This is a genomic window from Acinetobacter sp. YH12117 (genome assembly GCF_013418865.1).
Classification (GTDB): Bacteria; Pseudomonadota; Gammaproteobacteria; order Pseudomonadales; family Moraxellaceae; genus Acinetobacter; species Acinetobacter indicus.
In genome coordinates this window covers 20,617-46,330 of sequence record NZ_VPBF01000011.1, presented here as the reverse complement: position 1 = coordinate 46,330, position 25,714 = coordinate 20,617, and the positions used below count along the sequence as shown (strand labels likewise).

The 25,714-nt window shown below is 44.3% G+C and carries 22 protein-coding genes; 5 read left to right on the top strand and 17 right to left on the bottom strand.

Annotated features, from left to right (window positions below; genetic code table 11):
• Window positions 1–29: 29 nt before the first annotated feature.
• Genes galE through tviB form a run of 11 tightly spaced genes read right to left on the bottom strand, consistent with a single transcriptional unit; the run spans window position 30 to window position 11,733 of the window.
• Complete coding sequence (galE, locus tag FTU55_RS05965; protein WP_180046490.1) at window positions 30–1,046, bottom strand: UDP-glucose 4-epimerase GalE; 1,017 nt, start codon at window positions 1,044–1,046, stop codon at window positions 30–32.
• Window positions 1,039–2,703: a glucose-6-phosphate isomerase gene (gene pgi, locus FTU55_RS05960; protein WP_180046488.1), complete on the bottom strand. Its 1,665-nt coding sequence runs from the start codon at window positions 2,701–2,703 to the stop codon at window positions 1,039–1,041. Before pgi ends, galE begins: the two co-directional genes overlap by 8 nt.
• Window positions 2,703–3,959 carry a nucleotide sugar dehydrogenase gene (locus FTU55_RS05955; protein WP_180046486.1) on the bottom strand — a complete coding sequence of 419 codons (1,257 nt, stop codon included), beginning with the start codon at window positions 3,957–3,959 and terminating at the stop codon, window positions 2,703–2,705. Before FTU55_RS05955 ends, pgi begins: the two co-directional genes overlap by 1 nt.
• An 18-nt stretch (window positions 3,960–3,977) precedes the next feature.
• On the bottom strand, window positions 3,978–4,853 hold the full coding sequence (gene galU, locus FTU55_RS05950; protein WP_180046484.1) for a UTP--glucose-1-phosphate uridylyltransferase GalU: 876 nt from the start codon (window positions 4,851–4,853) through the stop codon (window positions 3,978–3,980).
• 27 nt (window positions 4,854–4,880) lie between these two features.
• Window positions 4,881–5,504, bottom strand: a complete 624-nt coding sequence (locus FTU55_RS05945) for a sugar transferase (RefSeq protein ID WP_180046482.1) — start codon at window positions 5,502–5,504, stop codon at window positions 4,881–4,883.
• Window positions 5,505–5,548: 44 nt separating this feature from the next.
• The gene (locus FTU55_RS05940; RefSeq protein WP_180046480.1) at window positions 5,549–6,691 is read right to left on the bottom strand and encodes a glycosyltransferase family 4 protein; all 1,143 of its coding nucleotides are present in this window, start codon (window positions 6,689–6,691) and stop codon (window positions 5,549–5,551) included.
• A complete protein-coding gene (locus FTU55_RS05935) occupies window positions 6,688–7,740 on the bottom strand; it encodes a hypothetical protein (RefSeq protein ID WP_180046478.1) in 1,053 nt (350 codons plus the stop codon). The genes FTU55_RS05940 and FTU55_RS05935 overlap by 4 nt, the downstream gene beginning before the upstream one ends.
• A complete protein-coding gene (locus tag FTU55_RS05930) occupies window positions 7,733–8,860 on the bottom strand; it encodes a hypothetical protein (RefSeq protein WP_180046475.1) in 1,128 nt (375 codons plus the stop codon). Before FTU55_RS05930 ends, FTU55_RS05935 begins: the two co-directional genes overlap by 8 nt.
• A 3-nt stretch (window positions 8,861–8,863) precedes the next feature.
• Window positions 8,864–9,403 carry an acyltransferase gene (locus FTU55_RS05925; protein ID WP_180046473.1) on the bottom strand — a complete coding sequence of 180 codons (540 nt, stop codon included), beginning with the start codon at window positions 9,401–9,403 and terminating at the stop codon, window positions 8,864–8,866.
• An 11-nt stretch (window positions 9,404–9,414) separates the two neighbouring features.
• Complete coding sequence (locus tag FTU55_RS05920) at window positions 9,415–10,434, bottom strand: NAD-dependent epimerase/dehydratase family protein (protein WP_180046471.1); 1,020 nt, start codon at window positions 10,432–10,434, stop codon at window positions 9,415–9,417.
• A gap of 21 nt (window positions 10,435–10,455) precedes the next feature.
• On the bottom strand, window positions 10,456–11,733 hold the full coding sequence (tviB, locus tag FTU55_RS05915) for a Vi polysaccharide biosynthesis UDP-N-acetylglucosamine C-6 dehydrogenase TviB (protein WP_180046469.1): 1,278 nt from the start codon (window positions 11,731–11,733) through the stop codon (window positions 10,456–10,458).
• A gap of 316 nt (window positions 11,734–12,049) precedes the next feature.
• Between tviB and FTU55_RS05910 the strand changes: the two genes are divergently transcribed.
• From FTU55_RS05910 to FTU55_RS05895, 4 genes are all read left to right on the top strand, one after another.
• Entirely contained in the window at window positions 12,050–13,153 is a 1,104-nt protein-coding gene (locus FTU55_RS05910; RefSeq protein ID WP_180046467.1) for a polysaccharide biosynthesis/export family protein, read from the top strand.
• Complete coding sequence (locus FTU55_RS05905) at window positions 13,153–13,581, top strand: low molecular weight protein-tyrosine-phosphatase (protein ID WP_180046465.1); 429 nt, start codon at window positions 13,153–13,155, stop codon at window positions 13,579–13,581. The genes FTU55_RS05910 and FTU55_RS05905 overlap by 1 nt, the downstream gene beginning before the upstream one ends.
• Before the next feature lie 17 nt (window positions 13,582–13,598).
• Complete coding sequence (locus FTU55_RS05900) at window positions 13,599–15,785, top strand: polysaccharide biosynthesis tyrosine autokinase (protein ID WP_180046463.1); 2,187 nt, start codon at window positions 13,599–13,601, stop codon at window positions 15,783–15,785.
• A 145-nt stretch (window positions 15,786–15,930) separates the two neighbouring features.
• Window positions 15,931–17,370, top strand: a complete 1,440-nt coding sequence (locus tag FTU55_RS05895; protein WP_180046461.1) for a capsule assembly Wzi family protein — start codon at window positions 15,931–15,933, stop codon at window positions 17,368–17,370.
• A gap of 99 nt (window positions 17,371–17,469) precedes the next feature.
• On the opposite strand, the gene FTU55_RS05890 is transcribed toward FTU55_RS05895, so the two are convergent.
• Window positions 17,470–18,114, bottom strand: a complete 645-nt coding sequence (locus FTU55_RS05890) for an START domain-containing protein (RefSeq protein WP_016658891.1) — start codon at window positions 18,112–18,114, stop codon at window positions 17,470–17,472.
• Between the two features lie 56 nt (window positions 18,115–18,170).
• Complete coding sequence (dapB, locus tag FTU55_RS05885; protein ID WP_016658892.1) at window positions 18,171–18,992, bottom strand: 4-hydroxy-tetrahydrodipicolinate reductase; 822 nt, start codon at window positions 18,990–18,992, stop codon at window positions 18,171–18,173.
• 248 nt (window positions 18,993–19,240) lie between these two features.
• Here dapB and FTU55_RS05880 point away from each other — a divergent pair, with 248 nt between their 5' ends.
• Window positions 19,241–19,513 carry a hypothetical protein gene (locus FTU55_RS05880; RefSeq protein WP_016658893.1) on the top strand — a complete coding sequence of 91 codons (273 nt, stop codon included), beginning with the start codon at window positions 19,241–19,243 and terminating at the stop codon, window positions 19,511–19,513.
• An 86-nt stretch (window positions 19,514–19,599) separates the two neighbouring features.
• Here the strand turns inward: FTU55_RS05880 and dnaJ are convergent, their stop codons facing one another.
• The 4 genes from dnaJ to FTU55_RS05860 form a co-directional block, all read right to left on the bottom strand.
• Complete coding sequence (dnaJ, locus tag FTU55_RS05875; protein ID WP_104472330.1) at window positions 19,600–20,709, bottom strand: molecular chaperone DnaJ; 1,110 nt, start codon at window positions 20,707–20,709, stop codon at window positions 19,600–19,602.
• A gap of 106 nt (window positions 20,710–20,815) precedes the next feature.
• On the bottom strand, window positions 20,816–21,193 hold the full coding sequence (locus tag FTU55_RS05870; RefSeq protein ID WP_005181203.1) for a hypothetical protein: 378 nt from the start codon (window positions 21,191–21,193) through the stop codon (window positions 20,816–20,818).
• A 131-nt stretch (window positions 21,194–21,324) separates the two neighbouring features.
• Window positions 21,325–24,471, bottom strand: a complete 3,147-nt coding sequence (locus FTU55_RS05865) for an efflux RND transporter permease subunit (protein WP_180046459.1) — start codon at window positions 24,469–24,471, stop codon at window positions 21,325–21,327.
• Window positions 24,472–24,473: 2 nt separating this feature from the next.
• Window positions 24,474–25,574, bottom strand: coding sequence for an efflux RND transporter periplasmic adaptor subunit (locus FTU55_RS05860; RefSeq protein ID WP_180046457.1), 1,101 nt, complete (start codon window positions 25,572–25,574; stop codon window positions 24,474–24,476).
• Window positions 25,575–25,714: the final 140 nt, after the last annotated feature.

Sequence of the window (25,714 nt, the reverse complement as noted above, 5' to 3'; positions counted from 1 at the left end):
TTTTTTATTGTACTGAGATGAAGATGTGACTAACGATAGCCATTTGGATTCTGTTTTTGCCAGTTCCAGCTATCGGCCAGCATATCTTCCAGACCATACTGCGGTTGCCAGCCTAGCTCGGCAATAGCACGCCGATTGTCTGCAAAAGAGGTTGCCACATCGCCCGCCCGGCGTGGCGCCAGTTCAAATGGAATCTGTACCCCATTGACCTGTTCAAAGGTATTTTTCACCTGCAACACGGAAATCCCGTTTCCGGTTCCAATATTCCAGGCACGACAGCCCTGGGCATTTAAACGGTTATTCAGTGCGCATAAGTGTGCATTGGCCAGGTCCACCACATGGATATAATCGCGGACGCCTGTGCCATCGACGGTATCGTAATCGCTACCAAAGATTGAAAGCTTTTCACGACGACCGACAGCCACCTGGGTCACATAAGGCATCAGGTTATTTGGAATGCCTTGCGGATCTTCACCAATCTGGCCACTTTTATGCGCACCAACCGGATTAAAATAACGTAATAAGGCAATTGACCAGCGCTCATCAGCAACTGCCAGTTTTTCCAATAACTGTTCAATAATCAGTTTGGTATAGCCATAATTGTTACTTGGCATCCCGGTGGGCATTTCTTCATTTAAAGGAGAGGTATTGGCTTCATCATACACTGTTGCAGACGAGCTAAAGACCAGTTTAAACACCCCTGCGCGTTGCATCGCCTGGGCCAGACTGATAGAACCCGCAATATTATGCTCAAAATAAGCCAGTGGAATTTGCTGACTTTCCCCCACCGCTTTAAGACCGGCAAAATGAATCACCGCATCAATCTTGTGCTGCTGGAACAGCTGATCCAGACCGGCACCATCCCGAATATCCCCTTCAATAAAATGGAGACTTTTCTGGGTCAGTGCTTGTACCCGTTGTAATGATTCTGCCGAACTGTTCGATAAGTTATCCAGCACCACCACCTGATGCCCGACATTGAGCAGCTCCAGACAGGTATGCGAACCAATATAACCGGCGCCACCGGTGACTAGAATATTAGCCATCTGATTTTCCTAATAAAATGTGTAATAAACCCTGTGTCGAAGCATCCAGTGCCGATACATCCTGCTGCTGGCCATTTAAAATTGGCAACAGCTGATTGGCAATTTCCTTGCCCTTTTCTACGCCCCACTGATCAAAGGGGTTAATATTCCAGATTACCGACTGGACAAACACCTTATGCTCATACAAGGCAATCAGCATGCCCAAGCTATATGGATTCAACTCCTGAATCAGGAAGGTTGAACTCGGCTGATTACCGGCATATTGCTTATAAGCCGGCAAACTGGCCAGCTCGGCCTGATCTAGCGCCTGATTGCCAAAAGCCAGTAAGCGTGATTGCGCCAGACAGTTAGACAGGGCCAGATGGTGCTGTTCGACCAGCGCCTCTGCACTTTCGGCATAGGTAAACTGGTTGGCATTGTAGCGTTTGACCGGGGCAATAAAATCACAGCTGACCGCCTGTGTGCCCTGATGTAGCAGCTGATAAAACGCATGCTGGGCATTCGGTCCCACTTCACCCCAGACAATTGGACAGGTATCCAGTTCAACCGCGTCGCCACTGCGCTGAATCGATTTACCATTTGATTCCATTTCCAGCTGCTGCAGATAAGAGGCAAAATATTTTAAGCGGCCATCATAGGGCAAAACCGCATGGGTCTGAATATCCAGAAAATTATTGTTCCAGATGCCCAATAAGCCCATCAACACCGGAATATTCTGTGCAAATGGTACGGTCTGAAAATGCTGATCCACCGCATAGGCCCCGGCCAGAAAGGCTTTAAAACCTTCCACCCCGATAATCAGCGCAATTGGCAAGCCGATACAGGACCAGAGTGAATAACGGCCACCGACCCAATCCCACAGCAGGAACTGGTTTTCTGGCGCAATGCCCCATGCGGTCATTTTATCGGGCTTGGTCGATACCCCAACAAAATGATGCTGTAATACACGTGCCTGTTTACCCAAGGCTTTTTCCAGCCATAAACGGACGGTTTGTGCATTGGACAAGGTATCAATGGTGCCAAAAGATTTAGAGGAAATAATAAATAGCGTGGTTTCCGGACGCAGCTTATGCAGCAGATCCGAGAGCTGGCTGCCATCCATGGTCGAAACGAAATGCACGCTCAGTGGCTTGGCACTTGGATGTTTAAAATCGGACAGCGCCTGAGTGGCCATCAAAGGGCCCAAGTCTGAACCACCAACGCCGATATTGACCACATCCTGAATTACTTCACCGGTGGCACCGCGGCATTGTCCGGCATGAATTTTTTCTACCAGCTGATACATTCGCTGTAGCTGGGTCTGCACCTGCTCAGCCAGTTCCGGATGAGTACTGTCCTGTTCTGGCAAACGCAGCGCCCAATGCATGGCTGCACGCTGTTCGGTATAGTTAATCGTATCGGTGGAAAACAGGGTGTTGATCCAGCCCGATAAGTCATGTGCCTCAGCAAAGCGAATCAGCTGCGCCAGTACTTCGGCATCGATCCGCTGCTTGCTATAATCGAAAACCAGCGATTTTAAACGTACGGAGAAGTGCTCGAAACGCTGCGCATCCTGGGCAAATAAATCGGTTAAATGACGCTGTTCAAACTGATTTTTTAAAGTCTGTAACTGTAATAACAGTGAATCACGCGTATGTAGCGCTGCTGAATTGCTCATTAGCGTCCTACTCCCATATAGGCAAAGCCTTGCGCTTTGACAAATTGCGGATCATAGATATTACGTCCATCTAAAATTAGTGGATGCTGCATACTGTTGAGCAGGGTTTTATAGTCCGGACTCCAGTAATGTTTCCAGGCGGTTAACAGACACAGTGCATGGCTGTCTTTGACGGCTTCATACTGGTCCTGACACAAAATCAGGTCATCGCGTTCGCCATACAATGCCTGAATTTCTGGCAAGGCCTGCGGATCGTGTAATTTAACCGTGAGCCCTTGTGCCCAGAGTGCCTTGAGCATGGCGTGAATGGGTGAATGGTGCACGCGTGAGGTATTTTCCTTAAACGCGGCGCCCCAGATGGCAATGGTTTTGCCTTTTAAATTGCCCTGATAATAGTTCCACAGTTTGCGAAACAGCAGCTCTTTTTGCTGCTCGTTAATTTCCCAGACCTGGGCCAAAAGCTGGCTTTTCACCCCGGTAGTTGACACGGTATTGGCCAGGGTCAGGACATCATGTGAGAAATTTTCTCCACCAAAACCGGCACCCGGGTACATATAGGACGCGCCAATCCGGCTATCGGCGGCCATGCCCTGACGCACATGTTCAATATCAATGCCGAGTTTTTCTGCCACCACAGCCAAGTCATTGATATAACTGATCCGGGTTGCCAGCATGCCGGAAATGCTCAGCTTGGTAAATTCCGCATCCAGCACCGGCATAAACAGGTATTGCTGCTTGCGCGGGAATAAAGGACGTAAAAACTCCTGCACTTTGCTCTGCACCTGTGGGTTCATACAGCCCACGGTCAGCTGTTCCGCCTGGGTAATACTGGCCAGTGCATTGCCTTCCTGGCTCATATCCGGCAAATACACCCAGTCATCTTCAGGTAGTAGCTGTTTCAGACGTGCCGTACCCTGCAGACCGAGGGTCGAGGCATTGATCATCAGTTTCGGATGAATGATCGGACGCTGCTGGAGCTGCTGCAACAGTTCAATCAGCAGCGGTTCTTCTGCCGGATTCAGGCTAAACAGATAGACATCCATCTGTAAGCTCAGCTCTTTCAGACTACAGTAATGCAAGAAACCTTGGGCATGTTGCTGCTGCAGCAGGCGATTGACCGCCTCATCCTGAAAATCAGGCGCTTCCGGGCTATCTTGCTGGAAAATGTCACACCAATAGACCTTGTGCCCACATTCTGCCAATAGCGCCGCCATCACCCCGGCATAAAGCGTTCGACCAAAAACTGCAACCTTCATGCTGACCTCTGCCCTGTATTAGTCTTTAAGCTCTTGAATCAACTGTTTAAATGCTGCACCTAAACTTGGATGATCCACCCCGTAATGCAAGACTGCCTTTAAGTAACCCAGTTTGCTGCCACAATCAAAGGTCTGGCCTTTCATCCGGTAGGCTTCGACGGTTTCTAGCTGCTGTAATGCGGCAATGGCATCAGTCAGCTGGATTTCATTCCCGGCCCCTTTCGGTGTGGTGGCCAATAGCTGCATAATTTTGGCCGGCAATACATAACGCCCGATCACGGAAAGATTAGACGGTGCTGTACCGACCGCCGGTTTCTCGACAATCCCCTGCATTGCCGCACTCTGACCCTCGGCAGGGGCAGCGGCAACATCCACAATGCCATATTGATCGACCAGATGCTCCGGCACGGCCTCAACCATAATCTGCGCCGCCTGTGTGGCATTAAAACGTTCAATCATTAAGGCTAGATCATTTTTTTCTGCCTGGTCTTTGACCAATACATCTGGCAGTAACACGGCAAAAGCGTCATCGCCGACAATGTCTTTGGCACACAACACTGCATGACCCAGGCCCAGCGGCTGTGGCTGACGCACACTGACCACGCTGACTTGTGGTGGTAAAATTTCGGTAATTTCTTTAAGCAGATCCAATTTCTTCTTAGATTCTAGAGTCATTTCTAACTCAAAATTACGATCAAAATAATTTTCAATCGAAGCTTTGGAAGAATGCGTCACTAAGATAATTTGTTTAATACCTGCAGCAACTGCTTCACGCACCACATATTCAATTGCAGGGCGATCCACAACAGTGACCATTTCTTTAGGAATAGACTTACTTGCAGGTAAAAAGCGTGTGCCTAAGCCTGCGACGGGGAGAATGGCTTTTTTGATCATAATTCATACAAATCAATGGAATTTGAATTAAGATGATTTTACTTCATCATCGTTTTCTTTTGGTTCATTTCCCTCGAATAAAGAAGGACCTACATGCCCCGGTGCATTAATACCTTCGCGCTTGAGCATGACTTTCACTGTTTTAAGCATGATTTTAAAATCAACAAAAATATTATGATTATCTACATACCAAACATCACATTTAAAACGTTCTTCGTAATCAAGTTCGTTACGGCCGCTAATCTGCGCAAGTCCCGTCATGCCAGGTCTAACCTCTAAACGGCGAGCCTGTTCTGGCGAATAAAGTTCCAAGAATTCTTTTAACATAGGTCTAGGGCCGACGATGCTCATATCGCCTTTTAACACATTAATGAGCTGCGGCATTTCATCAAGACTCGTTGAACGCAATTTTTGCCCAAATGGTGTAATCCGCATTTCATCAGGCAAAGGATTACCATCACGGTCAACAGCGTCTTTCATTGAGCGAAACTTTATCATTTTAAAAAGTTTTGCATTTTTACCAGGTCGCTCTTGATAAAAGAAAATTGGCGAACCAAGATTTTTTCTTACTTTGTAGGCCACTATAACAAATATTGGAGAGAGAATAATTAATGCTATTAAAGCAATTAATATATCTACTAAGCGTTTCATCGCCTTTCCTCTTTAATTTAAAATTTAACAAGAACACTGACTAGTTACAGCCGCATTTCCGCAATCATATGATTGTTAACTTTATTTACATCATATTTCTCAATAGCTAGTTTTCTAGAAAACTGCCCCATTGATACTATAGCATTTGGAGATAAAATAATTTTTTCCATAGCTTCATACAATTCATCTACTGATTGAACCGTTACTTTAAATCCATTCTTTCCATCATATACAGTTTCTTTACATCCTGGCGCATTGGTAGTAATGATAGCTCTCCCCATAGCCATAGCTTCCAATGTTGATCTAGGCACACCCTCACGATAGGAAGGTAAAACAAAAATATTACTTTCAGCTAATGCTGGACGAACATCAGATATTTTTCCCCAATATTTAATAACACCTGAATCAATCCAATCATTCAATTCGGCTTGTGAAAGACTTGCAGGATTATCATCTAATCCTCCTACAAGATTAAATATAACTTCAGGATATTTATTTTTTAGAGCTTTAGCTGCGTAAAAGTATTCAAATACCCCCTTGTCTTTCAATAATCGTGCAACCATTACAAAATATGGCAAAACCTGTTTTTGACTTTCATCAAATAACAAAGGGACTTGCTTAAATTTTTCTAAATTAACACCAGAACCATTTACAGTCACAGTATCTGTTTTATTATTAAGAATATTTAAATCCAAAAGTAACTGACGATCATCATCATTCTGAAAAAATACTTTCTCTGAACAGTTTATTGCTTTCTTATATAAAAAATAAACCAGTTTCTTAACAAAACCTAATTGACTGCTTTCGTTTGTTGATTGAAAAGCAAAACCTAATCCACTAATTAAAGTGAAAATTTTAGGGATTTTCAAAAAAGATGCAACTAGAGTACCATAAATAATTGGTTTAATCGTATAGCTCAAAATAGCATTTGGCTGTATTTTTCTCAGAGCAGAGTATATAGATAAAATGGTTTTCAAATCCTCTATAGGATTGGTACCTGAACGAGCTAATGATATTTCATGAAGATTAAAACCAATAGATTTTAATAAAGAAGCTTCTTTTTCAAACTCATTTAAATTTGGAGCCAAGACATGAATTTGATATCCTTTCTTCTGTATATCTAACAACAAATCTTTACGTAAGTTTAGAACTGACGTCAAATTATTAGAAATAATCGAAAATTTCATTTTTTACTACCATTTTTTATCTGATAAAGAATAAGTGCTGAAATATAAATTGGAAAATATGAAAACCAGCGAAGCCTAATAGCTGTTCCAAAATTATCATTAGAAATCAACCAAATTGAAGTATAGAAAATAAAAAATATAAAACAAAAATTCAAAAATTCATTTGCGATCGACCTGTTTTTTATAATATATATCAAACATATAATAAAAGGAACGGACTCTAAAAAAAATAAGATAAAGGAAGATACATTAATAAAATAAAAGCCAAAAAGTTGAATAAAAGAACTATGTAAAAAGTTTAAGAAAAACATTGATTTATTAGAGAAATCAATTTTCAAGTTTGTATTGGCATCATTTTCTACAAACCAATTACGATATTCAATTAAGGGATCAAATAACCCCAAGTAGTTAAAAATAAATAAAAGAACTAAATATACAAATAACTTAGTATAAAAAAGACTTTTATATATTTTTACATACATGGAAGCAAAATAAGCTAACAGAAAAGAAAAACCGAGATAATCCCTAAACCAGAATAACCACAATCCAAAAAACAAAACTGGTATTAAATTTATATTTAATTGACAATTATTTTTTTTCACCAAATACAATGATATAAAAAAAACAAAAAGCATAACCACATCACGAAAAATATCAAATGAGTGATATAATATGCTTGGAAAAAAAAATAGTAAAAAAATTGATAAAAAATAATAAAGATGATTTTTTATAAAATTATACTCAAAAACTATTTTTGTATAAACAATAGGTAAAATAATAGTGTTAATAAACAAAATACAATAAATAATAATCTCCCTATTATAAATCCCCAAACTATTTAGCTCTTTTAAAAACCAGAACCAAAAATTTGTAGCAACCCTATCATATAAATAACCTGTCGCATACAAATGATAAGTTTCAGCATCTCCATTTTTTAAAAAGATGCCTTGGCCAAAATTAAAATAGATAACTAAATATATTAAAAAAAATTTCAAAAAAATTAATGAAAATATGAACGTAAAATTTTTATAAGTAAAAAATTTATTCATATGCTTTACTCACTTTTCTTTCACCCAAGACCATAAAAATAAAATTTGAGCACAAAATATATAAACAACCAAGAACTACATAATTATTTAAATTAAACATATAAACATATAAACATATAAACACTGCACTAAATACGATAGATAAAATCATAAAAAAATTCAAATTAACATTTCGTACAACACTTATAGTTATAAAAACACCTCTTATCAAAAAGGAAGCTAAAACTAAGATAAAAAATATAAAAAGTAAAAAGTAATCTTCATCAAACCAAACTAGAATAAATCCAGAAAAAAATAAAGAAAACCCAGGGAATATTAATTTATTTCTAAGATCCAAGTCAATCTTTTGATTAATTTTCTCACAATACACACTTAATGGATGTTGTAATACATTTACAAAATTACTAGAAAATAAATGCAATATTGTATAAATACCTAAACTCTTATTATCCCCAAAATACATAATTAAATATCTTGGAACTATACTATTTAAACTTACGACCGTATTCAATACACCATATTTAAAGTTAGATATAATATATTTTCTTACTAGACACAGATTATATTTTTCACGAATTAAAAAAAATTCATATAAAAATATTGGCAATTGAGATATCAAATAGACAACCAAAGCTAATTCTAAATCAATTGAAAAATTACTTAAGAAGAAAATTAATGCTACAAACCAAAACATAAATATTCTAATAAAATTCTGCTTTAAAACGTATGAAAAATTTTTTTTACTCGAGAAAAAACCAATTGAAAGTTCAAACCTAAGATCTAAATACTTAATAAATATAAAAATTAAAAAAACTCTCTGATCAAATATCTCTAAAAAATAATTTATTAAAATTAAAAATAAACAACCAAATAAGTAAGTGATAACAGTTGATGGCAAGATTTCTTGAAGAAAAAATTTTTTATTATCATTACAAGCAATGTTTATTAACTCAAGATATTTATATAAACTAAATGTAACTAACGGTGCAACAACAGCTGTTAACGCTGAGTATTCACCAATTAATTCAAAGCCATTTAGCAAATATAAATATATAAATACTGAAATTACTGCACTAATTGACAGTAATTTAGTACTTACTAACTTAAAAATATTTAGCAAACTTCAAACCTTTTTTATTAGCTTTGCTGGAATTCCGCCATAAATACCATTTGAAGTAAGCTGCTTTGATACGACCGCTCCAGCAGCGATTATAGATCGCTGAGGTATTGTGGAACCGGATAGGATCCTAACACCACATCCTATCCAAACATCGTCCTCAATGACTGTTTTCTTTTTGTCTAATGGATTATATTTTATAGCGATTAATTCATTACCCCATGTATGATTTGTTGAAACAATACTAGTATTGTGAGCTATCGCAACAAAATTTCCAATCTCTATCCCACCTAAACAAATAAGTGTACATTGATGATGAATACTAACATTATCACCTAATGACAATTCTTCAGGATTTTCAACATATACTCTAGAACCCCAAAAAACCATCTTTCCACATTTTTTTAACCTACCTGCAATCAAAATGTATCGGAGAATAGCACCTACATTTCCCTCAAAGACATCTAAGACTCGCCAAATAAACTTAAAAATAAAATATGGTAAATATGAAAATACTTTCGATAACAAATAAAGAAGTTTCCACATAATTTTATCACTTATTTTGAAATAATATACCAACGCATGGCCAATTGAATGCCTTCGGCAATTTTAAACTCAGGCGCATAACCCAAATGTTGCTGAATTTTGGCAATACTCGCTTGTGAATGACGGACATCACCAGCACGGAAATCACGGTATACCGGATCACGCTCAAACTGCACATCATTTTCCGCAAGTGCTACTTGAATCGCGCGGTATAATTCATTCAATGTCGTACGGTCACCGACTGCTACGTTATAGACTTGATTCTTCGCTTCATCTGATGCTGTTGCCGCCAAAATATTGGCTTGCACAGTATTATTGATAAAGCAGAAGTCACGACTAGTTTCACCATCACCATTAATAAATACATCATCACCCGCAATCATGGCTGCTGTCCACTTTGGAATCACTGCCGCATAGGCACCATTTGGATCTTGGCGTTGACCAAACACGTTAAAGTAACGTAAACCAATTGCTTTAAAGCCATATGCGCGTGCAAAAACATCAGCATATAATTCATTGACATACTTAGTCACCGCATAAGGTGACAGTGGATTACCAATGTTCTCTTCCACTTTTGGTAATGCAGGATGATCACCATAGGTTGAGCTACTGGCGGCATAAGTAAAGCTAGATACATTTGCATCACGGGCTGCCACCAACATATTTAAAAAGCCTGTAATATTAGCCGCATTGGTGGTAATCGGGTCAGCAATAGAACGTGGTACAGAACCTAAAGCAGCTTGGTGTAATACATAGTCCACACCAGTACAGGCTTTTTGACAATCTTCTAAATTACAAATATCACCTTCAATAAACCTAAATTTTTCCCACTGCTCAGCAGATACCAAGCTTTGGACTTCATCTAAATTATGTTGATGACCTGTAGCAAAGTTATCTAGCCCTACTACAGTCTGGTCTAATTTTAATAAGGTTTCTAAAAGGTTAGAGCCAATAAAACCTGCTACACCTGTTACTAACCAGGTTTTAGGATTTTGTTTTAATTGCTCACATACGGTCTGATATTGGCTCATTCTTATACGGGTCCCTAAAAATTATAAACGGATGTCAGATTCAGATTGTTCTAATACATATTTTAAGTCATATAAAATATGTTCCGGCTTGGCTAAAGCACGAATATCTGTAGCCCCCATTGCTTTAAACTGCTCATGCGCAACCGCTAAAATAACGGCATCATACCGGCCTTGTTCTAAGCTTGTAATTGGGGTAATACCGTATTCATGTTGTGCTTCTTGAGTATCGACCCAAGGGTCATAAACATCTGCCTGAATATTATATTCTTGTAGCTCATTCACAATATCAATAATCTTAGTATTACGAATATCTGGGCAATTCTCTTTAAAACTCAAGCCCAACACTAAAACCCTAGCACCTTCTACCTGAATCTTTTTCTTAATCATTGCTTTTACCAGCTGGGTGACTACATAAGCTCCCATGCCATCATTGAGACGACGGCCGGCTAAAATAATTTCAGGATGATAACCAATCGACTGCGCTTTATGGGTTAAATAATACGGGTCTACCCCAATACAGTGACCACCGACCAAACCAGGACGAAATGGCAAAAAGTTCCACTTTGTACCTGCGGCTTTCAGAACCGCTTCAGTATCAATTCCCATTTTATTAAAGATCACAGCCAGCTCATTAATGAGTGCGATGTTGACATCACGTTGGGTATTTTCAATGACTTTTGCTGCTTCAGCGACTTTAATACTGGTTGCTTTATGGGTGCCGGCTTCAATAATCAGGTTATAGACCTGATCAACAAAGTCTGCGACTTCTGGAGTAGATCCTGAGGTAATTTTTAAAATATTGGTAACACGGTGCAACTTGTCCCCCGGATTAATCCGTTCCGGACTATAACCGGCAAAGAAGTCTTGATTAAACTTCAAACCTGAAACCTTTTCTAATACCGGAATACAGTCTTCTTCAGTTGCGCCTGGGTATACAGTAGATTCATACACCACGACATCGCCTTTTTTTAACACCTGACCAATACTGGTCGAAGCCTTAATGAGTGGGGTTAAATCGGGTTGTTTATAGTCATCAATTGGCGTAGGCACCGTCACAATAAAAAAGTTGCAGCTTTTTAAATCATCCAAATTGGCTGAATAGGAAAGCTGATTCGCCTGTTGCAGCTCTTCTGGTGATACTTCTAGAGTATGGTCTTGACCACTTTGTAATTCTTCAATCCGTTTTTGATGAATATCGAAACCAATTACTGGAACCTTTTTTCCAAATTCCACGGCAAGTGGCAAACCAACATAGCCTAAACCAATTACGGCAATTTTCAGGTCAGAGAGCTTTAGCATTTTAACGCCTTATTTATATACTATACTTATGAAGAGCAAATCTTTCGGCAGGAATATTAGCAGAAAATCATGAATGTTCTGTTATGATTTTTAGCCAAAAAATCTAAAATGTTTCCTTTTGTGTCAGTTTTTTGCAAATCATCTTTCTATAATTTTGCGTTGCCTCACAATTTAGATACTTTTTGCCTCAATTTTCAGGTCATGCTTGCGTATACTTTCGCAATCTACTTACAATTTGTTATATACCCTTAAAATAACTTCGGTAAACTATTTTTTATTTTTTATGATTTTAGAAAAATCGAGAGCGGGAATACGTGTGAGACAATTTAAATCTATAATTCTACTGTCTTTTTTGGTGACAGCAAGCGGGTGTGCGGTTACCTCCGGCTTACAGACCTATGACTTACCTGCTGAGGGTGTCTATCGAACAGACTTGGGGACTTCGGTGAATGTGGTCCGACTTACTCAAGATACTGTACTCGGTTTGCAACCGGCCGTACAAAATATTCAGCAAGCTTATGCTCACCTGTTTACCCAGTCACATCGCAACTATAACCTTAGTCCAGGCGACATTCTGTCGATCTATTTATGGGCTTACCCAGAAATTACCCCACCTACCAATACTATTAGTAATGAACAGGCCATTCAGGCCAATGGCTATCAAATTGACCAAAGTGGCTATATTCAATTCCCGATTATTGGTCGCTATAAAGCTGCCGGTAAATCTTTAAGTCAGGTAAACCGTGAGCTGCGCAGTCAGTTATCGCGTTATTTAAAAACGCCTGATGTAGTAGCACGGGTTCTGTCTTATCAGGGACAACGTTACTCGGTACAGGGCAATGTAATGAAAGGCGGCCAGTTCTATTTAAGTGATCAGCCGACCAGTGTCTATACCGCTTTAGGTCTGGCGGGTGGTGTCAATGCCCAGCAAGGCAATAATGCCTCTATTACCTTGGTACGTCAGGGGCAAACCTATCATTTAAACAGTATTGAGCTGGAACAAGCCGGTTTTTCTTTACATAATCTGCTCATTCAACCCAATGACACCCTCTATGTAAACAGCCGCGAAAACCAGAAAATCTATGTCATGGGTGAGTCGGGTAAAAATCAGTCTTTACCGCTTCGAGATCAGGGCATGAGCCTGAGTGATGTCCTCGGTGAAAGTCTGGGCTTAAATCCATTGTCGGCCAGCCGTAGTAAAATTTATGTGTTACGCAGTCAGCCAAGTGGTGCGCAAACCGAAGTCTATCATCTGGACTTAACCAGCATTGCCGACTTTGGTCTGGCTAATCAGTTTAAAATGCGCAGTAATGATATTGTCTATGTCGATGCATCGGGCCTTGCGCGCTGGCAACGTGTCGTGAATCAGCTTATTCCTTTCTCTAGTGTCGTTTATCAACTAGATAATTTGGGTAAATAATGAAAATTAACAATATTCTGGTGGTCTGTATTGGCAATATTTGCCGTAGCCCGATGGCGGAATACTTTTTAAAACAGGAATTTCCGCATTTACAAATTGAATCTGCCGGTATTTCCGGGCTGGTCGGTCATGCAGCCGATGACAAAGCCAGCCTGTGCATGCAGCGTTTAGGGATTGATATGAGCCCGCATGTGGCCCGCAAGCTGAATGCCGAGCTGGTCAAGAAAGCCGACCTGATTTTAGTCATGAGTCAGAATCAGCAAAAACATGTGGAACAGACCTGGCCCTTTGCCAAAGGTAAAACCTTTAGACTCGGCCACTGGCAAAGTAAAAATGTGGCCGATCCTTACCAGCATGATCAGGCAGTATTTGATAACACCTGCCAGCTCATTCAGGCCTGCATTGCAGACTGGAAAAAATATATTTAACTTTCGAACAAAAGACTATGAGCCAAAATACCAATACAGAAGATACCATTGACCTGAAGGAATTGTTTTTCTCCTTAATTGCCCAGTGGAAACTGATTGCTCTCTGTGTCATTTTAAGTTTGGTCTGTGCCTTACTTTATTTAAGAACCACACCAGACACCTATCAGGTCGATGCACTGGTTCAGGTCGAAGAAAATAAAGGGGCATCTGCCGCCTTATTGGGCGATTTGTCCGATATGATTGAGCAGAAATCACCGGCTCAGGCCGAAATTGAGATTCTGAAATCGCGTCTGGTACTCGGTACCGTTATTGATCGCCTGAATTTAAATATTCACATTCATGGTACAGAAGACAGTTTCTGGAGCCGCTTACTGAATAAGCATGAATATGACAGTGAATATTCAGGCAAATCCGTGCTGTTTAAAGACAACCAGAAAAGCTTTGATATTCGCCAGTTCGATATTCCGCGATACTTTCAAGATAAAAACTTAATCCTCAAATTTTCACAAGGCAAATACAGCCTGACGGATGAAGAAACCGAACAAGTAGTTTTTTCAGCGCCTTTAAACCAAGTCAGTCAATTACAGTCTGAATATGGCCTATGGAAAGTCGGTATTTATAGTCAGGACAGCTTTGATAGCACTTATCTGATCCAGAAGCAAAGCCTGCCTGCCGCGGTTCGCAGCTTGCTCGCGGACTATTCGGTGGCCGAAAAAGGCAAACTGACCGGTGTGCTGGGCCTCAACTACCAGGGTACCGACAAGCAGCATATTACCCAGGTGCTCAATGCCATTTTAGCGGCCTATAGTCAACAGAATATTGAACGTCGCTCGGCTGAAACCGCACAAACCTTAAAGTTCCTGGAAGATCAGCTGCCTGAACTCAAACAGCAACTCGATGTCGCTGAACGTGAATTTAACCGTTTCCGCCAGCAGTACAATACGGTCGATGTCACCAAGGAATCAGAGCTGTATCTGACCCAAAGCGTGACCCTGGAAACCCAAAAGGCCGAGCTGGAACAAAAAGTGGCTGAGGCATCGGCCAAATATACGGCCGAACACCCAATCATGCAGCAAATGAATGCGCAATTATCGGCCATTAATAAAAAGATTAATGAGCTAGATGGAACTTTAAGACGCTTACCAGAATTGCAACGTCAGTACCTGCAACTGTTCCGCGAAGTAGAAGTGAAACAACAGCTGTATACCGGCCTGCTTAATTCTTATCAGCAGTTACGTATTGCCAAAGCCGGTGAAATTGGTAATGTACGTATTGTCGATACCGCGGTGGAACCGATTGAACCGATTAAGCCAAAGAAATTACAGATTCTCATTTTATCAATTTTCCTCGGTGGTTTCCTCGGCACACTGCTGGCCTTATTACGGAATATGCTGCGTAGTGGCGTTAAAGATTCTACCCAAATTGAAAATGAGCTGGACTTGCCGGTGTATGCCACTGTGCCGCGTTCGCCTGTACAGGAAAGCCGGATTAAACTGCTGAAGAAGAAAAAGAATATTCCTATTCTTGCGGTTAAAAATAGTGATGATATTGCCATTGAAAGCCTACGCAGTATGCGTACTGCCATTCATTTTGCCTTAAGCAGTGCCAAGAACAATATTATTATGGTTTCTGGCCCAGCACCGGAAGTCGGCAAGTCCTTTATTTCAACCAACCTGGCCACCATTCTGGCGCAAAGCCAGAAACGGGTACTGATTATTGATGCTGACTTGCGCCGCGGTTATTTGCATAAATATTTTAATCAGCAAGCTCAACCGGGTCTGGCAGACTACTTAAATGGTCAAACCGAATTAAGCCAGGTCATTAAAGCTACGGAAGTATCCGGTCTAGATGTAATTGCCCGTGGCAAGAGTCCGGCCAACCCGTCTGAACTGCTCAGCACCACACAATTTGCGACGATGCTGAATCAGCTGTCAGGACAATATGATCATATCCTGATTGATACTCCACCAATTCTGGCCGTCACAGACGGGATTATTATTTCCCAGCATGCCGGGGTGAATCTGGTGATTGCACGCTATGCCAAGACACAAATGAAAGAGCTTGAATTGACCATCAACCGTTTTGAACAGGTGGGTGTGAAAGTCAATGGTATTATCCTGAATGATATTCAGCGCTCTAGTGCAGGCTATGGTTATGGCTATAACTATTCCTATGCCTATAAAGCCAATAAGGATAATGACTAATTTTACAGTGACCGATTGCTTTAAAAATCTCGCTACGGCGGGATTTTTAATCTTCCCAGATTACAACTCTACTCAACAGTTTGCATTGAAAAAATAAACTCGTCCGCCTATGGTGTGGAGAGCAAAAAACTCCTGAGAATCAAAAATGCGTCTATCAAAAATATTGCTTGCAACCCTTGCCCTCAGCTCATCCCTGACCTTTGCCCAAGGGATTGTGCTGAATGACCAGAACCTGCGTACAGACCTGAATTGGTTGAATCAGCAAGGGGTCATTCAGATCAGTACTTCCACCTGGCCCATGAGTGGTGATGAAATTCAGCGTGCCCTGTCTCAGGCAAAAATCAGCACCCCTGTCCAGCAAAAAGTAGTGGATGCAGTCCTCACTCATTTAAATGCCGATAATCAGCTTCTGAAAGCTGCGCTGTTTGCAGAAACTGATCATAAGTATCTGCCTCAAGCCTTTGGTGATCAGGAAAAATCACAATATCAGGCTGGTCTGGAACTGAATGCTGGCGGTAGCCAATGGGATGCCCGATTACGGGTCAATGCTGAAAAAGACCCACAGATTGATCATGATCAGGATGTGAATGTTGAAGGCTCTTATATTGCCGGGAAACTCTGGAATCAGTGGCTAATTGCCGGCCAGATTCCGACCTATTGGGGACCAGGTCATGAAGGGAGTCTGATTCGTGGCGATGCCAGCCGCCCAGTCTATGGCATTACTGCACAGCGGGCAGAACAGACTGCTTTTAGCAGCAAATGGCTGTCCTGGATTGGGCCATGGCAATATCAGGCCTTTGCCGGTCAACTGGACCATTATGATGCGGTCCCGGATGCCAAGCTGATTGGCCTGCGTGTTACTGCTCAGCCGCTTCCCTATCTGGAACTGGGTGCTTCACGTGCCATTCAGTGGGGGGGTGAAGGACGTCCGGAAAACTTTGATTCTTTATGGGATGCAATCATTGGTAAAGATAATGTCTATGGGGATACAGTCAATCCATCCAACCAGATTGCCGGTTTTGATGCGCGTTTAAACCTGCAACCTTTAGTGCAAATGCCGCTGGGTATCTATGCCCAGTATGTCGGTGAAGATGAAGCCGGCGGCCTGCCAGCGAAAAAAATGTATCTGGCCGGGGTGGATTATTCATCCAGCTACCAGAATATGCCCTACCAGCTGTATACCGAATGGGCTGATACCCGTACCAATGGCAAGGCACAAGGAATCTCCTATAATCATAGTGTTTATACCGATGGCTTCTATCAACATGGTTACCCATTGGCGCATGCAATGGGCGGCGATGGCCAGATGATTGCTGTGGGCGGTGATATCCGTTTTGATCCTTTAAACCGTCTGCATGGCCGGGTGCTGTTTGCTAAACTGAATGGGTCGGGTCGGCCCACCAATGCGGCTTTCCCCGAACAAGATGAGCTAAAAGCTTTAGATATCACCTGGACCCATTACCTACGTCCGGATATTCCACTTAAACTGAATGGCTGGCTGGGGGATTCAGACCTGCATGGTCAAGATGGCGGTGCCTCAATCGGCATTGAATTCCCGCTGGAAAAAGGGCTGTTTAGCTACTAAGGCCGTTAAATGTCGTTTTAAAGACTCAGATCAGCACTATCTGAATACGCTGTCTGAGTCCGCTGATGCATGACCCGTCTAGCACCAGACGGGTATTTTTTATCTTAAAATCGCCGGCAAGGGCCGCTCGCGCCCCGGCAGACTCAGTTCCAGTTTCATTTTTTGTAGCATCTGATAAGGCTGCTGCTGCACAAACATATTCACAAAACTGGTTGGAATCGAACCGGCCGGATCGGCATAGCCATAGGTAGACACCTTAACCCGGTTGGCCCCCAGTTTTTGAAAGGTCCAGTCGCCTTCATAATGGGTTAAACGCACATAGCTCGGGTTTAAGGGATAACCCTGACTGACCGCCTTGTTCTGAATATGAATCACGCCTTGGGCATCTTTAAACATTCTGCCTTTGACCACCAGATCGCGGTCTTTTAGCGGAAAAGGAAAATCCAGCACCATATACAGCAGGAACTCACCTTTCTGGTCATCACGCGACAGTACCTTAACGCTGCCCATATACGGCACCCAGCTGATGGCATGCTCGACATCCAGAATCAGGCCAGCGGCTTTTTCAATCGAGACCGGAAAAGTGGTTTCTGCCTTGTACAGGAACACCGGGTTTTGCGGATGCTGATAGGTCCAGACCTTAATATTATTTTTATGAATATTGAGTTTGGCATTCTGCAAATTCTGGGCGGGTACACTCGCCGCCATGGCGAGCGCACCGGCCAATACAATCCATTTTTTCATTCCATTGTTCATCTTATTTTAGTTTTAGTGTTGTTATAACGGATTTTACAGCGGTTTTAAACTTGAATATCGTTAAAACCCAAGACATCTTTCATGTCATATTTACGCGCATCACGACCGACCACCCAGGCAGCAGCACGCACGGCACCGGCAGCAAAGTTCATCCGGTTGGTGGCTTTGTGGGTAATTTCTACGCGCTCGCCTTCACCAATAAACATGGCGGTGTGTTCACCGACAATATCGCCGCCACGAATGGTCTGGAAACCAATGCTTTGACGCTCACGCGGACCGGTATGCCCTTCACGATGATAGACCGCATCTTTTTTCAGGTCACGGCCCAGGGTTTCTGCAATTGCTTCACCCATCATTAAAGCAGTACCTGATGGCGCATCGACTTTATGACGATGGTGCGCTTCAATCACTTCAATATCTACCGTATCGCCAAATACTTTAGAAGCAAGTTCTAAAAGCTTAATTGAAACATTCACACCCACTGAATAGTTGGCTGCATAGACCACCGGAGTTTGCGTTGCCGATTCATCCAGATAGGCTTTCTGTTCATCATTCATGCCGGTAGTGCCAATCACAATCGCCACGCCTGCTTCACGACAAATTTTCAGATGGTTCACAGTAGCTGCCGGTGCAGTAAAGTCGATGACCACGTCACACTGCTTTACCACCTCTTCCAGACTGCCAACCACTTTTACACCCAGGCTACCAATGCCCGCAAGCTCGCCTGCATCTGCACCGATTAAGCTACTTTCCGGACGTTCCACCGCAGCTGCAAGTTGATAACCGGCCTGCTCAACGGCTTGAATAAGGATGCGTCCCATACGACCACCGGCACCTAGTACACCAATGCGTGGAGTTGCTGACATAACATATTCCTGATGTTGATTCGAAATTGTCCTTACTATATCAAAACTCCCTGCCCAGACTAAGCCGGCAGTCTAAAAAAGCCAAAAAAAACTAAGATGACTCAACCGTAACCCGCGCACCCGGTAATTTAAAAATAGAAATTGAAAAGAAAGTTCTGATTTCTCGCGTTTTTTCACAAAAGTGCAAAATTGCTACAGCAGACTAGCCGTCACGAATGAATAGAATAGAGATTATAAGGAGATCAAGCATGCATTCGAAACAACTGGGGATGGCAGTGTGTATGGGGCTACTGATGAGCTCGGCTTGGGCAGAACCACCATTACAACCGGGTGATACCTTAGAAAGCCTGTCTCAGGTCCGCATTACCACCACTTTACAGCCAGCAGTATCGGCAGAAGAAGCAGCACAAGTGGCGTTAATTGATGCAATTGAAGAAGAACAAAGCGAACAGAGCACCGAGATGGCTGTATCTCAGGACGATGCGCTGGTGGCAGAAATTGACCCGGTGGAAGGGGTTTAATTTTTTATTCGCCATAAAAAAGGGAGATGATGTTCATCTCCCTTTGTGTTTGAGCGCGCTGTTTAAACTGGCTTAGTTAAACTGAATTAGTCAAACAGGCGGTCAAAGAATGATTTTTTCTTTGGTGACGAATTGTTGTTATCGCCATCCAGCGTCGCTTGCAGTTCTTTCAGTAGTTCACGCTGACGCGAAGTCAGGTTCACCGGGGTTTCCACCACAATACGGCACAGCAGATCACCGACCATGCTGGTACGTACCGGTTTCACGCCTTTACCGCGCAGGCGGAACAGTTTACCGGTTTGGGTACCTTCCGGAATTTTCAGGCTCACCCGGCCATCCAGCGTCGGAATTTCAATTTCTTTACCCAGTGCGGCATCGGCAATTGAAACCGGCACATCCATATACAGATCGGCACCATCACGCTGGAAGATTTCATGCTCGCGCACCACCACTTCTACGTACAGGTCGCCGGCCTGGCCATCACGGATCGCTTCACCTTTACCGGTTAAACGTACCCGGTCGCCATTGTCGACACCGGCTGGAATGGTAACTTCCAGAGTTTGCTGACGGTCAGATACCCCTGAACCATGACATTTGTTACATGGGTTCTTGATGATTTTGCCCTGGCCACGACAGGTGCTACAGGTCTGCTGCACCGAGAAGAAACCTTGCTGCATACGTACCTGACCGGCACCATGACAGGTTTTACAGGTTTCGACATCATTCGGATTTTGCGAACCTTTACCATCACAGGCATCACACGGTGCAGGTGCGGTAAAGCTGATGGTTTTTTTCACCCCTTTAACCGCTTCTTCCAGGGTCAGTTCCATCACATAGCGCAGGTCCGAACCTCGGCGCGCACGTTGCTGACGGCCACCGCCCCCAAAGGCACCCCCAAAAATATCGCCGAACTGGCTAAAGATATCTTCAGCACTAAAGCCGCCGCCGAAGCCACCACCGCCCATGCCGCCTTCAAAGGCCTGATGGCCCATACGGTCGTACATGCTGCGTTTTTCGCTGTCCGACAGCACTTCATAGGCTTCTGAAGCTTCTTTAAATTTTTCTTCAGCTTCCGGGTTATCTGGGTTACGGTCCGGATGATATTTCATCGCCAACTTACGGTAGGCTTTTTTAATTTCATCATCACTAGCGGTTTTAGCAACACCCAAAACCTCATAATAATCACGTTTAGCCATGTCTGGCGATGCTCCTCACGGAATTTTATTTAAGACTCAACTGAGGTCTGAAATTGGGGTTTATCCCAGATTTACAAGGGCAGGCAGCGAAAAAAATTTAGGCTGCTTAAAACACCGCCTTGTTTTTCATGAATTTACTTAAGCCTTTGATCCAGGCATTGAGTAAATATAAGAAGGCAATGGCGCTAAACACCACACCGGCAATGGTGGTCGCAGTGACCCAAGTGGCATCATTCCAGGCATAGAAAAATAGCGGAATAAACCACAGGGCAGCAAATACCGCCAAAATGGAGTAGATCATGACATTGCGCATGACCCAGAGTGCCTGGGCCTGTAACCAGACTTCAGTCTGATCGACCATCACCACTTTACGGGCCAGCCAGTAGGCAAAAATAGCGCTAATTAAGGTAAACAGGGCGAAAAACATGAAGACGTAAGAAAGAGCAATCGAACGACGTAACTTGGCTAAGCTATCTTGCTGCATGTGTGCTTCAACCCCATTTACTGCATGTTTGGTTTTATAATATGCAGTAAATTTACCTATTGAAAATTGTAAAAATGAAGGTGCTACTATATTGAAATTTTCAAGCTTTCGCACCTTATATTGACACAAAATCAGGCCATATTCTGATTTTTTTTCACTTTAAACCACTGCGCATACAGGGCCGGCAAAAAGAATAAAGTGAGCAGCGTCGCAATAATCAATCCGCCCATGATGGCCACCGCCATCGGGCCAAAGAAAATACTGCGCGACAGCGGAATCATGGCCAGCACGGCGGCCAGTGCCGTCAGCACAATTGGACGGCAGCGGCGCACCGTGGCATTGATAATCGCATCCCACGGCGCTTCACCGGCCTGAATATCCTGCTCGATCTGGTCAATCAGAATCAGCGAGTTACGCATGATCATCCCCGACAGCGCAATGGTGCCGAGCATGGCCACAAAACCAAAAGGTTTATTGAACAGTAGCAGGAACAGCACCACCCCAATAATGCCAAGCGGTGCGGTTAAAAACACGATACAGGCCCGTGATATGCTTTTTAGCTGTAGCATTAACAGGGTAAACACTACCGCCAAAAACAGTGGCATACCGGCATTGACCGAGCTTTGTCCACGCGCCGATTCTTCCACCGTCCCGCCGACTTCCAGCAGGTAGCCGTTTGGCAACTGGCTGCGAATCTGCTGTAAGGGTTCGCTTAGCTCCCCCACCACCGTGGCTGGCTGTAAACCGCTGCTGATGTCAGCCCGTACGGTAATGGTCGGTAAACGGTTACGGTGCCAGATCAGGCCTTCTTCAAAGCGGTATTCAATCTGGGCAATCTGGGCCAATGGCACACTACTGCCCTGTGCAGTCGGCACTGCCAGGCTGCTGAGCGAACCGACATCAACCCGCTCGGCTGCATCACCGCGCAGGCGGATTTCAATCAGTTCACGTTTTTCCCGGTACTGGTCAATCGCGCTGCCAAGAATGGAACTGTTGAGGAAGTTAGCCAGATCAACACTGCTGACGCCCATTTGTCGCGCCCGGTCCTGATCAATCTGCAGATGAATCACCTTGCTTGGCTCACCCCAATCCAGATGGACATTGGTGGTGTTTGGATTGTCATCGACCTGAGCTGCGACCTGCTGTGCCCATTGCCGCACCTGAGCCAGATCTTCACCGGAAACCCTGAACTGGAGTGGATAGCCAACCGGCGGACCATTTTCCAGCAGCGATACGCGGGTACGCGCTTCCGGTAATAATTTACGAATCTGCTCATCCAGCGAACGGCGAATTTCATCCCGGTCTTCTAGCGATGAAGCCAGCACCACAAACTGGGCAAAACTGGTTTGCGGTAACTGCTGATCCAGCGGTAAATAAAAACGCGGCGAGCCGGTGCCCACATAGGCCACATAGTTATCAATCCCCTCCTGCTTGGCCAGGAACTGCTCGACCTTTTGTACTGCGGCTTCGGTGGCTTTTAACGAAGCGCCTTCTTCAAGTTTCAGATCAACCAGAATTTCGGCCCGGTTCGATGGCGGGAAAAACTGCTGCGGCACCAGCTTGAACATCAAAATCGACAGCACAAAAATGCCTACCGTAGCGGCAATCACGGTTTTGCGATAGGTCACACAAGTATCGACCCAGCGGCGAAAGCCCTGATAAAAACGGGTCTGATATGGATCATGCTGCTCACCGACATGATGCACCACAGGCGCTGGAGCGGGCTGCTTGCGTAAGCGTGCCCAAAGGCGCTGATACCAGCTGGCCTGTTGTGGCTGCTGATTAAAATCGGGCAGCAGTTTATCACCCAGATACGGCACAAACAGCACCGCGGCAAACCAGGACACCACCAAGGCAATGGTCACCACCTGGAAGATGGAGCGGGTATATTCGCCGGTACTGGACGCGGCCGTGGCAATCGGTAAAAAGCCGGCCGCAGTAATCAGGGTACCGGTCAGCATTGGAAAAGCCGTGGTTTTCCAGGTAAAACCGGCCGCCTGAAGCCGGCTATAGCCTTGCTCCATTTTAATGGCCATCATCTCTACTGCAATAATGGCATCATCCACCAGCAGGCCCAGCGCCAGAATCAGGGCGCCGAGGGAAATCTTGTGCAGGCCGACATCAAACAGGTTCATGCCGGCAAAGGTCATTGCCAGCACCAGTGGAATGGAAAAAGCCACCACCAGACCGGTACGAAACCCGAGCGAGAAAAAGCTGACCAGCAGCACAATAATCACCGCCTCGGCCAGTACCTTCATAAATTCATTAACACTGTGCTTGACCGCCACCGGCTGATCCGAGACTTTTTGCAGCTGCATGCCCAGTGGCAAGGTCTGTTGTAGCCGCTGGAATTCGCTGGCCAGGTTCTCCCCCAGCGCCAGAATGTCACCGCCTTTACGCATGGATACGGCAATGCCAATCCCGTTTTCGCCCATAAAGCGCATCCGCGGCTGGGCCGGATCGCTAAAACCGCGGTAAATCTCAGCAACATCACCCAGCTGAATGGTGGTGCCATTGACCAGTAGCGGCATCTGCTGCAAGGCTTCAACACTGTTTAGCTGGCCACTAACCCGGACCTGAATCCGGTCAGTTTCGGTTTCAAAAAAGCCGGCACTGGCCATGCTGTTCTGCTGCTGCAATGCCTGCTGGATGGCGGTAACCGGAATACCGAGCTGGGCCGCTTTGGTATTGGACAGTTCAATCCAGATTTTCTGGTCTTGCAGGCCAATCAGTTCGACCTTGCTGACATCCTTGACCCGTTGCAATTGTAGCTGCAGGCGGTCGGCATATTCTTTTAAGGTGGCATAGTCAAAATCTTCACCGGTCAGCACATAAATATTGCCGAAGGTATCGCCAAATTCATCGTTAAAAAACGGCCCCTGCACGCCTTGGGGCAGCTCATGCCGGATATCATTGATTTTCTTGCGTACCGTATACCAGATATCCGGAATTTGCCCAGAACGCAGCGAATCTTTGGCAATAAAGGTCACCATTGATTCTCCCGGACGTGAATAGGCCAGAATCCGCTCGTACTGCCCGGTGGTCATCAGCTCTTTTTCAATCCGGTCAGTGACCTGCAAGGAGACTTCCTTGGCGGTTGCGCCCGGCCAGTAGGTCTGCACCACCATCACCTTAAAGGTAAACGGCGGGTCTTCACTCTGCGACAATTTGGAATAGGAATACATGCCAATAATGCCGAGCAGCAGCATGAAATACAGAATCAGGCCCTTGTTTTTTAAGGCCCATTCCGACAGGTTAAAGTTTAGCGGTGCGCTCATGCTTAACCCCCTGCCTGAAGCTTGACGGCACGGTTTTCCCGGTCAATCGGATGAATTTTTTGCTGGTCGCGCAGCAGATGTACCCCACCCACCACCACATAGTCCGTTGGCTTCAGCCCGCTAAGTACCGGTACGCTGTCACGGCCATAAGCGCCCAGCTGCACATCTACTTTACGTAGTTGATGATTGGCACCCACCACCAGGACATAGGCCTGCTGGCCATTGGCCGAGACGCTGGACAGCGGTACGGTCAGCTGCTGCTGTGCATTGCCATTTAAAAACACCCGCGCACTTTGTCCCAGCTGGATGGCCGGATTGGCAGCACGCAGCGCCACCTTGACACTAAAAGTACGTGACTGGTCAGCTGCCGGTGAAATCTCCCGCACATAGGCTTCAAAGCGCTGATCCGGCTGTGACCACAAGGTGACTGTGGCCGGCTGACCGACTTTAATCTGGCTCATGGCCTGCTCCGGCACGCCAATCACCACTTCACGTTCACCGGAAATTGCCAGCTGATAGGCTGCCTGACCGGCTGCCACCACCTGCCCCACTTCAATATTGCGTGCGGTAATCACCCCGTTTTTATTGGCCACCAGCCGGTTATATACGGTCTGGTTCTGCGCCACCGCATAATTGGACTGCGCCTGTTTCAGCACCGCCACGGCAGATTTGTACTGATTGTCGATGGCATCGTATTGCGAGCGGCTAACCGCATTCATTGGCAACAGCTGCTGAAAACGTTGCAATTCATCTTGGGCAATTTTGGCGGCCGACTGGGCACTGTCGAGCTGGGCGCGCGCTGCATTCAGCTGTAACTGGGCATCTTTAACATCTAAACGTGCCAGCACCTGCCCGACCTTGACCTGATCGCCAACATCAACATAGCGTTCCACCACCTGACCACCGACCCGAAAGGCCAACGCGGTCTGCTGACGCGCCTGCACCTCACCAGCATAGCTTTTTTGTGCCTGATGACTGGAGGTGGGCTGGGCCACCATCACATAGGGAATATTCTGTTCAGTACTGGCGCTGTCCTTGCTGCAACCGACCAGGGTGCTACACACCAGGATCAGGCTGAGAACTACCGTGTTAATCGTGCTCATGCGGTTGACTCTTATTTGTCAGATGTTTTTCAGGCAAAATAGCAATATATTAAAAATGATCAATTTTTAATTAATATACCGATGAGTACATTAATTGCAAGAAACAGCAAAATACAATGACTGTTTTTATTTTATTTAGG